Annotated in this window: 5 protein-coding genes and 6 pseudogenes; 2 read left to right on the top strand and 9 right to left on the bottom strand. The window is 61.3% G+C overall.

Annotation, left to right across the window (positions count from 1 at the left end; genetic code table 11):
- Positions 1-62 precede the first annotated feature (62 nt).
- From JZM24_RS18030 to JZM24_RS18020, 3 genes and pseudogenes are all read right to left on the bottom strand, one after another.
- Positions 63-1,065 (bottom strand): annotated as a pseudogene (locus JZM24_RS18030) (ABC transporter ATP-binding protein).
- Positions 1,058-2,818: pseudogene (locus JZM24_RS18025) on the bottom strand (ABC transporter permease). The pseudogenes JZM24_RS18030 and JZM24_RS18025 overlap by 8 nt, the downstream one beginning before the upstream one ends.
- A gap of 75 nt (positions 2,819-2,893) precedes the next feature.
- Positions 2,894-3,982 (bottom strand): ABC transporter substrate-binding protein, encoded by a 1,089-nt coding sequence (locus JZM24_RS18020; RefSeq protein WP_215671472.1) that lies wholly within the window; start codon positions 3,980-3,982, stop codon positions 2,894-2,896.
- Positions 3,983-4,249: 267 nt separating this feature from the next.
- Here JZM24_RS18020 and JZM24_RS18015 point away from each other — a divergent pair, with 267 nt between their 5' ends.
- Entirely contained in the window at positions 4,250-5,191 is a 942-nt protein-coding gene (locus JZM24_RS18015; protein ID WP_215671470.1) for an alpha/beta fold hydrolase, read from the top strand.
- A gap of 112 nt (positions 5,192-5,303) precedes the next feature.
- Complete coding sequence (msrA, locus tag JZM24_RS18010) at positions 5,304-5,846, top strand: peptide-methionine (S)-S-oxide reductase MsrA (protein ID WP_215671468.1); 543 nt, start codon at positions 5,304-5,306, stop codon at positions 5,844-5,846.
- A 105-nt stretch (positions 5,847-5,951) separates the two neighbouring features.
- On the opposite strand, the pseudogene cobA reads toward msrA, so the two are convergent.
- From cobA to nirB, 6 genes and pseudogenes are all read right to left on the bottom strand, one after another.
- A pseudogene (gene cobA, locus JZM24_RS18005) lies at positions 5,952-6,766 on the bottom strand (uroporphyrinogen-III C-methyltransferase).
- A gap of 7 nt (positions 6,767-6,773) precedes the next feature.
- Positions 6,774-7,025, bottom strand: a complete 252-nt coding sequence (locus JZM24_RS19935; protein ID WP_376775576.1) for a (2Fe-2S)-binding protein — start codon at positions 7,023-7,025, stop codon at positions 6,774-6,776.
- A gap of 10 nt (positions 7,026-7,035) precedes the next feature.
- A pseudogene (locus tag JZM24_RS19930) lies at positions 7,036-8,151 on the bottom strand (molybdopterin oxidoreductase family protein).
- A 38-nt stretch (positions 8,152-8,189) separates the two neighbouring features.
- Positions 8,190-8,963: pseudogene (locus JZM24_RS19925) on the bottom strand (molybdopterin-dependent oxidoreductase); the annotation flags it as partial.
- A gap of 15 nt (positions 8,964-8,978) precedes the next feature.
- Complete coding sequence (locus JZM24_RS19920) at positions 8,979-9,290, bottom strand: hypothetical protein (RefSeq protein WP_246580131.1); 312 nt, start codon at positions 9,288-9,290, stop codon at positions 8,979-8,981.
- Positions 9,287-11,973, bottom strand: a pseudogene (nirB, locus tag JZM24_RS17995) (nitrite reductase large subunit NirB); the annotation flags it as partial. The gene JZM24_RS19920 and the pseudogene nirB, both read right to left, overlap by 4 nt.
- Between the last annotated feature and the right edge of the window lie 285 nt (positions 11,974-12,258).

Genomic DNA, 12,258 nt, shown 5'->3' with positions numbered 1-12,258 from the left:
GGTTGGTGCGGACGGCGCGAAGGTACCGGGTGCGCCGCCAGGGCCTATCAGCCTTCGCTCCGCTAGGGTGCCCCGTGCGCCGGGGCGGGGAAAATCCACACCTTGTCCGCCGGCAACGACAGCGCGCAGATGCCGTCCAGCCGACCGTCGTTGCCATAGGCGCGCACCACGAACTGCTCACCGGCGGTGCGAAACAGGTACTACCAGCGATCGCCCAATAACATTTTAGTCACCAGCGGCAACGCCAGGCTATTCTCTCCTTGCCCCTCAGAGCCCACCTTCACCTGCTCCACGCGCACGATAGCCGTCGATACGAGCGCTGTCGCCGCGCAGCGCCGTGACGTTGCCCGTCAGGCGGTTATTGCTGCCCATAAACTCCGCCACAAACTGGGTCGACGGCTGGCTATACATCGTCTCCGGCGTGCCCTGCTGTTCGATGCGGCCATTATTGAGCAGCAAAATGCGGTCTGAAATCGCCATCGCTTCATTCTGATCGTGGGTGACCATTAGCGCCGACAACCCCAAGGTCACGATAAGCTCGCGCAGTTTGGCATCCAGGTTGGATAATAGCTCATCCAGCAAAATGATCGGCGGGTTATACACCAGCGCCCGGCCGATGGCGACCCGCTGCTGTTGCCCCCCGACAATTGGTACGGGTGCCGCTGGACCAAATGGCCCAACCCGAGCTGGTCGAGTACCTGCTGCACGCGCGTCTTGCGCTCGGCGGCGCTGACGCGGCGTAGCTTCAGCGGATAGGCGACATTCTCGAACACCGTTTTATGCGGCCACAGCGCGTAGGACTGAAAAACCAGCCCCAAATTGCGGTCCTCCGCCGGCAGCTCGAGGCCGGACCGGCTATCCAAACAGCGAGCTCTCGCCGATGCGAATACGCCCCTCGCTGGGTTTTTCCAGGCCGGCCACAGCGCGCAGCAGCGTGGTTTTGCCGCTGCCGGAGGGACCGAGCAGCGAGACGACCTCCCCCTGACGCAACTGCATCGATACCCCACGCAGCACATGATTATCGCCATATTTCAAATGCAGGTTGTCTACCGAAAACTCAATCATACAATTTCACTCCAAAACGCAGCGCGATGCCCAAACCCAGCACCACCAGCAGTATATTGATGAACGACAGCGCGGCGACGATATCGATAGCGCCCGCCGCCCACAGCGACACCAGCATAGAACCGATGGTTTCGGTGCCCGAGGACAAGAGATAAACGCCGGTGGAATATTCGCGTTCAAAAATCAAAAACATTAGCAGCCAGGAGCCGATAAGGCCGAAGCGGGACAGCGGTACGGTAACATGGCGGGTGATTTGCCCGCGGCGGGCACCGGCGCTGCGTGCCGCTTCCTCGAGTTCGGGACCGACCTGCAACAGCGTGGCGGAGATAAGCCGCAGGCCATAAGCCAGCCACACCACGGTATAGGCCAGCCAGACGCTGAAAATGGTGCTGCGCAGTGCGCGCAATGCGACGATGAGGTGCTGGCGCAGATAATCGGCGAACGGTAGCGCCGACAGCACTCCATCTCTCAGCGATTGATCGAGCCACTGGGGAACAAACAAAAACACCCACAAAAACGCCAGCCCTGCCAGCAGGCCCGGCACCGCCAGCGGTACCAGCACGCTATAGTCAATAAAGCGCGTGACGCCATCGGCTTTGCGATGCATCGCCAGCCCGACCGCCAGGTAACAGCCCACGGCCAGCGCGCCGCCAATCACGCCGATGCTCATGGAATTGATAATGACGCGCAACAGATTAGGCTGACTGAAAATGGTGCGAAACGTGTTCAGCGACACATGATCCCATAACGACACGCCGATGCCCCATTGGGAAATAAACGCCCGCAACACCACGCCGGTAAGCGGTACCACGATGGTGACCACCAACCACAACGCTACCCGCGACGTAGCGCCATCTGCCGAGCGGCAACGCCCGCGCCTGGGCGGTTTTACCCTTCACCGTGACATAGCGGTGCGCCGAGCGCATCAGCCGGCGCTGTAGCATGACCAGCGGTATGGTGATGGCAATAAGCACCACCGCCACCGCCGCCATCAAATGATAGGACGGCGTGCCGAGCTTGTTGGTCAATTGATACAAGTAGGTCGCCAGCACCAGATTCCCTTCGGGATCGCCCAACACCAGCATCAGACCAAAGACCTCCAGCCCAAGGAAAAACAACAGGACCGCCGCATACAAAATGGCCGGCCGCACCATCGGTAAACTGATGGCCAACATCACCTGCAGCGGCGAAGCACCGACCGTTCGCGCCGCCTCCTCGACGTCGGAGCCCAGGCTCCTCAGCGCTGATGAGATATAAAGATATGCATGGGGCACATGGGTCAGACCGGCGATCACCACGATGCTGCTCATGGCGTAGATATTCCACGGGGTAAAACCCAACAACGCCTGCGCCCACAGGGAAAAAATCCCCACCGGCCCCGCCGCGACCACATAACCAAAGGCCAGCACCATCGGCGAAACGAATACCGGCACCAAAATCAACGGTTCAATGATGCGCCGACCGGGTAAATCGGTGCGGACCATTAAAGACGCCAGTATGCCGCCCAGCGGAACGGCAATCACCACCAGCCCGAACGCCAGCAACAGCCCGCTTTTCAGCGCTCGCCAAAAATCGGCGTCGGTAAAAATAAAGCGAAAGGCTTCAAGACTGAAGACCTTGGAGGGCACAAAAAAGGCGCGGAGAGAAAACTTTGGATGACAATAAACGTCAGCGGCACATAAATCACCAGCGCGGCAATCAGCACCACCAGGGCACGCGGCAACGACTGTCCTTTTCTGCGCAAAACGGACATAGCATGCATCCTCTCATCAGGCATGACGGCAGGAGCGCGCGCCAGGGCAGGCAGCGCGCCAGAGCGAACGGTGGGTTACTTGGCGGCCGCGCGCCACTGTTTAATGTGACTCAAACGCTTATCCTGCGCCAAATACTCCAGCAAACTCTCATCTACCGCAATCTGGCGCAGGACTTTACCTAATCGTTTGGTCAACCCGTCGACATCATTCTCGCCCTCGATATCGTTGCGCAACGACGGAATATCGGACTGATTAGCCAAAATAGTCTGCCCCTCTCTGGATAATACGTAATCCAGCCACACCTTGGCCGCATTGGCGTTTTCGGCCTGGGCGCTTATGAACATTACCCGCGACAGCACCAAGGTGTAATCATTGGGGTAGGCAATACCGAGGGAGGGATCGCCTTTCGCGCGGGTTTCGGCATAGGAGCCGAGAATATTAAAACCGAGCATATTTTCGCCGGATGAGACACGCTCCAGCATAGTACCGGTGGACGACTGCACCGACAGTCCGCCTTTGGCAATACGGGCTAAATTGGCGAAATAGCGCGGATCGGCTTGGCGATCATAGACCGATAGCATAAAGCCCAATGCGGACTTCTCGATATCATAGGTGGTGACTTTATTTTTGAATCTGTCCGGCTGGCTGGAAATCAACTGTGCCAGGGCGTCATGGTTGCCCGGCACTTCATCTGGTTTGATAAGGCGCTTGTTGTAGACGAACACCAGCGGTTCATAGGTCGTGCCGTAGGCCTTTTGCTGCCATACCGCCCATGGGGTAATGTTGCCGCTTTCCGCCGACGCGTAGGGCAGCGCGTAATCGCTTGCCAGTTTTAGCGCGGTGTCCATTGACGAGCTCCAAATAACATCGCCGCTGGTGCCGCCGGCGGCTTGCTCGCTGATGTAGCGATTATAGAGTTCATTACTGTTCATGTCGCTATACTCCACCTTAATCTGCGGATAGCGGGCGGCAAACCATTTTAGCAGCGGGCCGGCGGCTTTGGTATCGGTGGTGGAGTAGATAACGAGACGGCCTTCCTTTTCCGCGGCGGCGACGGTTTTTTGATAATCGGCGGGATAACCGTCCGGCAAGGTTTGCGCCGTAGCGGCAGTGCTGATGAAAATGACGACACAGAGCGATGGAAGAATGCTTTTCTTAATCATGGTCATTATTCTCATAACATTATTTGCAAGAAAAATTAACATATAGTTAAACATTAGAGCGTTGCAAGACGCCGGCGGACGTAAAAACCCCAATCTGTGAGCGGGCACACCGTTTATTCCCCGGCGAAAGAGGAATCGGTACGAAAGCACTTGAATAGGAAACGATCATTTCCTATATTGGCAATAGCGCTACCGTTGACTTCGGTGCGCCGCCGCGCCGCGGCGCAGTTCGCCATGACCTTATCCCCGTTAATCACAGGAGTTGCTATGTCCACCGCCTCTCTCAACGACGTTCGGCGCGCCGAGGCCGAGCCTGACAGCCACCCCGATGCGACGCAGCCCGGGTTCAGCCACCACTTTGCGACCGTTAACGGTCTGCGCTGGCATTATCTGCGCGGCGGCAGACCCGACGGCGACCCGCTGGTGTTGCTGGCAGGCTTTCCGCAAAGCGGCTGTGCCTGGCGCAAAATGTTGCCGCTGCTAGCAGGGCATTTCGACTTATGGCTGCCGGATTTGCCAGGGCAAGGCGATTCCGACCTGCCGGCGGACGGCTATGATACCCAGACCACCGCCCGCCGACTGCATGACTTCCTGCAGCAGCAGAAAGTAGGCCCGTGCTATCTGGCCGCCCATGACGTCGGCGCCTGGGTCGCCTTTCCCTATGCGATGATGTTTGGCTCGGCGGTGAAAGGGCTGGCGTTGCTCGACGCCGGTATTCCCGGCATCACCCTGCCCGAGGCGCTGCCTATCGCCCCGGAGCAGGCCTGGCGCACCTGGCATTTCGCGTTTCATGCTCTGGATGATTTACCGGAAAGTCTCATTACCGGCCGCGAACGGGTGTATCTGACGTGGTTTTTGCGCCGCAAAGCCGCTAATCCGCAGAGTTTCAGCGAGGCCGACATCGACGAATACCTGCGCACCTTCAGCCGCCCGGGGGCGCTGCACGCCGGTCTTGCCTGGTACCGGGCGGCCACGCTCAGCGCCGAGCAAAACCGCCGTCTTTGCGCCGCCGGTCCCCTAACCCCGCCGCTGCTGGCGTTGAGCGCCGATCATGGTTCGATGGCGGATATGGCCGCGCCGCTGCGGGCTTTCGCCCGTCAGGTCAGCGGCGTGGTTATTCCCCATTCCGGCCATTTTTTACCCGATGAGCAACCAGCGGCGGTGGCGCAGGCGTTAATCTCTTTTCTTTGCGGCAGCGCGTCAGGCTGAATCCTGCACTATCACGCGCCGGGCGCGGTCGTTAAAACGAACTTTCTGCCCGCCGTACGGGTATTTTGCTACAGTAGCAGGATGCCTTCAGACAAAAAGCAGGAGTTAATGTATGGCAATTGAATATGCGGTCATCGCCGGTGGCTGTTTTTGGTGTACCGAAGCGGTGTTTAAAGATGTCATCGGCGTGGAATCGGTGACCAGCGTGTATACCGGCGGTACCGTACCCCATCCCAGCTATAAGCAGGCCTGCACCGGCGAAACCGGCCATGCGGAAGCTATCCGCGTCGGTTTCGACCCGGCCCGTCTGAGCTATGGGGAATTGCTGGATATCAGCTTCGCCACCCATGACCCGACGCAGCTTAATCGTCAGGGCAACGATATCGGCACCCAGTATCGTTCGGCGGTGTTTTACACTACGCCCGAGCAAAAGCAAGCAGCCGAAGCGGCGATACAACGTGTCCAGGCGGACTACAGCAGCCCCATTGTCACGACGCTCGAACCGCTGGGAGAATGGTACCCGGCCGAAGACTACCATCAGGATTATTGGCAGGGCGAAGGTCAGCAGAACCGCTATTGTCTGGCGGTGATCCCGCCGAAACTGCAAAAGCTGCATAAACGTTACGCCGCTAAAAGTAAATCCCAGCAGGCGTAACGGGCTTTGCTCTTTCCGTTCACCACCTCGGCGGCGCGACGGAAAGAGCCTTACCGTCTCACCGGGCAATCAGCCCACTTTCGCTTTCTCTGACTGGGGCGGCTATTACGCTTCTTGGGCAAGCCGGGTCTTCGCCCGTACCTCACCGGGGTGGCGCGGTGCGCCAGCCCTCCTTTGGTAAAGATTGACCACCTCCCCCACCACCAGCAGGCTGGGCGACACGGGCTTTTCCCGTGCTATGGTCTGCGCCAGTCCCCCCATGGTGGTCAGCAACACCCTCTGCCCGACGCGGGTGCCGTTTTCGATAATCGCCACCGGCGTTGCGCCGCCCGGCCGTTTTCAACCAGCCCGCGACTGACCTGTGCGCTCCAGGTCAAGCCCATATAAAACACCAGCGTCTGGCGCGGATCGTTCAGCGCCGGGGCACCGTCTTTGCCATGGCCGGTAATAAACTGCACCGACTGGGCGCAGTCCCGGTGCGTCAGCGGGATGCCGGTACTGGCGGCGCAACCGGCCGCCGCGGTAATTCCCGGCACCACCTGGCAACAGATCCCCGCATGCTGCAACGCCAGCATTTCTTCACCGCCGCGGCCGAAAATAAAGGGATCACCGCCCTTCAGGCGCACCACCCGGTGCCCGGCGCGGGCCAAATCGACCAGAAGACGGTTGATATCCTGTTGTTTCATACCATGTCGGCCGGGCGCCTTGCCGGCGTCAATGCGCAGCGTCGCCGGCGGGATCAGCGCCAGCACCTCGTCGGACACCAGCCTGTCGACCACCACCGCCTGTTCAATCGCGCGCAAGGCCTTGAGCGTCAGCAGTTCGGCATCACCCGGACCTGCTCCCACCAGCCAAACTCTCCCCGTCGCGGGGGAGGTGCCGGGCGCGGGAGCCGTCAGGGCGCTTAATAGTGTCATCATCAGGTCCTCAGGCTTGCTGTCGCGCCAGCAGCTGTTTTAATTCGGGTATACACGAACCGCAGTTGGTGCCGCAGCGCAGGCGTTTGCCCAGTGCGTCCACCGTGTTGCACCCCTCGTCAATCGCCCGCCTTATCTGCTGCTCGCCGACGCCATAACAGCTGCAGATGGTGCGTCCGGCGGTTTCACCGCTGGCCTGCTGACCGGCCAACAGTGCCAGTCTGTCCTCCGGGGGCGGTACGCGGCTAAAAGCGTCCACCACCGCCGGGATATCAATGGCCGTTGCGCGCCGCGGGCGGCGTAAAATGCGATTTGCAGCGCGCCGTCGCGCCAGCCGAGGCGATGCCACCGCGCCGGTGTTTGCGCCTGCTGATAGCGCAAGGCAGGGTCGGCGGCAACGGTGGCAAACCAGTCGGCTGGCGCACCAGCAGCACCTCCTGCCAGTCGCAGTCCCAGCGCTGGATACGCACCGCGGTCTGTTTGCTTTCCGGCTGGCCGGCGAGCGGACAGGTGTTGGGCGCCACCAAGTGATCGACATTGGCCATATTGCAAAATTGCCGGTTCCGATGCATTGGCACAAACACGCAGCCGGGTTGCTGATCCGGGGTCACCCGGCAGCGCACCACCACTCAGCCCTGGGCCGACTGGATGCGCGCCAGGCACCCCTCCTCCAGTCCGAAGCGCGCCGCATCGGTCGGATGCAGATCGCACCACGGCTCGCTCTGATGCTGCATCAACCGGCTGACCAGCCCCGGGCGGGTCATGGTATGCCATTGATCGCGGGTGCGGCCGGTGTTGAGCAGTAACGGCCAGAGCGGCGCAGTTTTGGCGACCGGCAGTCGCGGCTGGATCGGTATCAGCCGCGCCTTGCCGTCGGGGTGATAATATTGCCCCGCGCCGAACAAGCGTGCCTGCCCCTGGTGATGGCGGGCATTGACCGGCCACTGCACCGGCATCAGCCGATCCCATTCGTCGTCGCTCAGGGTCGCCAATCCGCTGATATCGAAGGCGCGCCGACCCGTATTTTCAAAGCCCGATAAAGCGGCGTGTTCGCGGAAAATCGCCTCTGGATGGTGCCAGTTGAAAGCGCTGGCGAAGCCCAACCGTTGCGCCACCTGGCTCAGGATCCACCAGTCGGGACGCGCTTCGCCCGCCGGGGGCAAAAAACGCCGCTGGCGGGATATGCGCCGTTCGGAATTGGTGACCGTGCCGTCTTTTTCGCCCCAGGCCTGCGCCGGCAGCAAAATGTGCGCCAGCGCAGTGGTATCGGTCTTGGCGCTGACGTCGGAAACGATAACCAGCTCGCAGCCGGCCAAGGCCTGGCGCACCCGTAGCCCGTCCGGCAGCGAAACCGCCGGATTGGTGCCCATGATCCAGATGGCTTTCACCTCGCCACGGCCGATAGCCTCGAACAGCGCCACCGCTTTCAGGCCCGGCTCGGGGAAGCGACCCGATCGCTGTGCCAAAACCGCCGCAGCCGGTCCACGTTGTCTTCAGTGAAATCCATATGGCAGGCCAGTTGATTCGCCAGACCGCCGACTTCCCGACCGCCCATAGCGTTTGGCTGGCCGGTCAGGGAAAAAGGCCCACAGCCAGCGCGGCCGATTTTACCGCTGGCGAGATGCAGATTGATGATGGCGTTACACTTATCGCTACCGCTGGTGGATTGATTGATACCCATGCAATACAGCGTCAACGCCCGCTCACTGTCGGCGTACAGCTGGTATAACGTCAGGACATCCAGGCTCCTGCAACCCGAAGAATGCCGCCACCGCCGGCAGGGTCCAGGCTGCCGCCGCACTAAGGGTTTCAGCTGCTTCCCGAGGCGAGGGTCAAGGGCTTGCTGCTGATGGAGCCAGTGCAGCAAGCCGGCAAACAGCGCCGCGTCGGTGCCGGGTCTCAGCGGTAAATGCAAATCGGCGTCGTCGCAGCTGGCGGTACGGCGCGGGTCGATTACCACGATTTTCATCGTTGGTTGCGTCTGGCGGGCGGCCAGCAGCCGCTGCCAGGCCACCGGATGCGCCCAGGCGGCGTTGGAGCCGGCGACGATGGCCAGCTGCTTCTGTTCCAGATCTTCATAGCAGCACGGCACTGCGGCGGCGCCGAAGGCGCGCTTATAGCCCACCACCGCCGACGCCATGCACAGGCGCGAATTAGTGTCGATGTTGCCGCTGCCGATGAACCCTTTCATTAATTTATTGGCGACATAGTAATCCTATGTCAGTAATTGACCAGAGGCGTAAAAGGCCACCGCTTGCGGGCCATGGCGGCGAATGATCGCCCCCAGCCGGTCGGCGACGCTGTCCAACGCGTGCTTCCAGTCTGCCGGCGCCCCGTCCACCTGCGGCGATAGCAACCGGCTTTCATGGCCCAGCGTGTCACCTAACGCTGCCCATTTCACGCATAAGCGCCCAAAATTGGCCGGATGATGCGCATCGGGGCTCAGCGTTACGCCGCCGTCCGGCTGCGGCGTCGCCCGCACGCCGCAACCTACGCCGCAATAAGGACAGGTGGTGCAGCGCGTCATACCGCCTCCGGCTCGACGTCGGCAACGGTCTGTGGCCGGGTCGCCACCCGCACGTGGCCCGCTTCGATTCGCACCGGCCAGGCATTTACCTTGACCTTGGGGTCATCCACGCATACGCCGTCACGTAGCCGCAAACGCTGTTTGTAGAGCGGCGAAATCACTACCGGTTCGCCGGCCACATCCCCCAGGATCCCCCGTGCCAGTACATTGGCGGCGGTGTCCGGCTCAAGGTTGTCCAGCGCATAGACGCAATCACCCTGCCGGAACAGCGCAATCTGTCGCCCCTCCAGCCGGGCGGCGATACCGGCGCCCTGCGGAATGGCCTCCAGCCGGCACACAACTCGTGCCAGCGAGCGTGCACCGGTAGGGGGGGTAACGGCGCGCACACGGCCGCCGCGGGACGAATTTGCCCTCGCTCCAATTGCCACTGAATGTTGTCATCCGGCCTGTCGCTGTTGACCGTCGGGCGGAAAAGCGCAAACCGATCGGCCTGCGCAAGCGTCGTGCGCCATTCGCACTGGTAGCTTGCCACCACTTGCGCCATTTCCTGCTCCAGCGTCCCGGCCAGGCCAAGGCTGTCGTGCAAAATGACGTCCTGCAGGTATGCCAGCCCCCCTTCCATATTGTCGAGCCAGCTGCTGGTACGCTGTAGACGGTCGGCGGTGCGGATAAGCGTGTCGCGGTCCAGATCGCTGGCAAACAAATCCGCATGGCGAGGTTTCATGCCGCCATTGCCGCAGACATAAAGATTCCATCCTTTTTCGGTGGCGATAACCCCGATATCCTTACTTTGCGCCTCGGCGCATTCGCGCGTACAGCCGGAGACCGCCATCTTGATTTTATGCGGGCTGCGTAGCCCATTGTAGCGGTCCTCCAGCGCGATCGCCAGCGCGGTGGAATCCTGCACCCCATAGCGGCACCAAGTAGAGCCGACGCAGGATTTCACCGTGCGCAGGGATTTGCCATAGGCGTGGCCGGTCTCGAATCCCGCATCGATTAAACGGCGCCAAATGGCCGGCAATTGCTCCAGTCTGGCGCCGAACAAATCGATGCGCTGACCGCCGGTTATCTTGCTGTAAAGATTGAACGCCTGGGCGACTTCGCCGATAGCGATAAGCCCCGCCGGCGTAATCTCACCGGCGGGGATGCGCGGTACCACCGAATAGGTGCCGTCTTTTTGCATGTTCGCCAGGTAACGGTCGTTGGTGTCCTGCAGCGGCAGATGGCGCAGGTCGAGAATATACTCGTTCCAGCAAGAGGCCAGCAGTGAACCAACCAGCGGTTTGCACACCTCGCAGCCGTGGCCTTTACCGTATTGTGCAAGCAGGGCGTCAAAGCTGCGGATCTGGTTTACGCGGATCAGATCGTACAAGGCTTGACGCGACCAGGGGAAATGCTCGCAAATATCCTTGCTGATGGCGACGCCCTGTTCGGCCAGTTGATAGTCCATAACCTGCTTCACCAGCGCGGCGCAGCCGCCGCAGCCTGTGGCGGCGCCGGTGGCGGCTTTCAGTGCCGCCATATCGGTCGCGCCCGCGCACACGGCGGCGCGGATATCGGCTTTGCTAACATTAAGGCAGGAGCCAATCTGCGCGCTATCGGGCAGCGCCGCGACGCCTAACGCCCTGGTTTCGTCACCGGACTGCGCCGGCAAAATCAGACCTTGCGGGCTGGCGGGCAGCGCCATGGCGTTGAGTTTATATTGCAGCAGGGTGGCATAATCGGTGCAATCACCGACCAGCAGCCGCTGGCCATCCTCCGAGACTACAAGCTTTTTATACACTTGCGCCGGGCCATCGGACCAGGTATAGCTTTGGCAGCCCGCCGTTTCGCCCAGCGCATCGCCGATGGAGGCGACATCGACCCCCAGCAGTTTCAATTTGGTGCTCATATCGGCGCCGGTGAACAGCATCTGCTCGCCGGTCAGTCCCGATGCCGCTACCCGCGCCATGTGATAGCCGGGCGCCACCAGGCCAAACAGTTGCCCCTGCCAGGCGGCGCACTCGCCAATAGCGCCAATGGCGAGGTCGCTGGTCTGGCAGCGATCGTCGATAAGGATACCGCCCCGCTCACAGATGGCCAGCCCGCTGTCGCGGGCCAACTGATCCCGCGGGCTGATCCCGGCGGAGAACACCACCAAATCGGTGTCCAGCGTGTCACCGTTGGCAAAGTTCAGGCGCAGGCCGCCATCCTGCCCCGGGGCGATTTGCTGGGTGACGGCCCCGGTATGGACTTTGACGCCGAGCTGCTCGATTTTGTCGCGCAACAACCGTGCGCCGCCGTCATCCAGCTGCACCGCCATCAACCGCGGCGCGAACTCCACCACGTGGGTTTCCAATCCCAGCTTACGCAAGGCATTGGCGGCCTCCAGACCGAGCAGGCCGCCGCCGATAACCACGCCGCGGCGGGCGTTTTTGGCGCGTGCGGCGATGGCATCCAGATCCGCCAAAGTACGATAAACAAAGCAGCCGTCGCTGTCATGGCCCGGAATAGGCGGCACAAATGCCTGCGAACCGGTGGCAATGATAAACCGGTCATAGGCCGTTTCATGGCCGGCGTCGTCGCGCACGCAGCGCCGCTTGCGATCGATGGCGACAATCCGGCTGCCCGTACGCAAATCGATACCGTGCTCTGCCATGAATCCCGGTTTCACCAGCGACAGTGCCTGGGCATCGCGTCCGGCGAGCAAGGCCTTCGCCTTGTCGATAATTTTACGTTCTTCCAAACCGGCGCGCAGCGTTGCCAGCTCTTGCCCCAACTGCTGGAGCCGCAAGGATTGCTGCTGCGCCAGCGACAGCACGGAGCGACTCAGCTGCTGGCTTAAGAAATCGGGGGGCAGCGTCGCCGAAGGGGTTTCCTCCAGCGGCGAGATAACTATCTGGAAGGCGCCGTACTCGGGCGCGGCGGCGGCGTCCACGGGAAACGTCTCTTGCTGTTCAGCCTGGGAAATAGCGGCACGACAGCTGGC

Origin of the sequence: Candidatus Sodalis endolongispinus (assembly GCF_018777395.1) — a bacterium.
Taxonomy (GTDB): domain Bacteria; phylum Pseudomonadota; class Gammaproteobacteria; order Enterobacterales; family Enterobacteriaceae; genus Sodalis_B; species Sodalis_B endolongispinus.
This window is presented reverse-complemented; position numbering and strand designations above follow the sequence as displayed.

Excerpts from the sequence above, each read along its gene's own strand:
- JZM24_RS18015 (WP_215671470.1), top strand. The coding sequence starts at position 4,250 with ATGTCCACCGCCTCTCTCAACGACGTTCGGCGCGCCGAGGCCGAGCCT.
- msrA (WP_215671468.1), top strand. The coding sequence starts at position 5,304 with ATGGCAATTGAATATGCGGTCATCGCCGGTGGCTGTTTTTGGTGTACC.
- JZM24_RS18020 (WP_215671472.1), bottom strand. The coding sequence starts at position 3,982 with ATGATTAAGAAAAGCATTCTTCCATCGCTCTGTGTCGTCATTTTCATC.
- JZM24_RS19920 (WP_246580131.1), bottom strand. The coding sequence starts at position 9,290 with ATGACGCGCTGCACCACCTGTCCTTATTGCGGCGTAGGTTGCGGCGTG.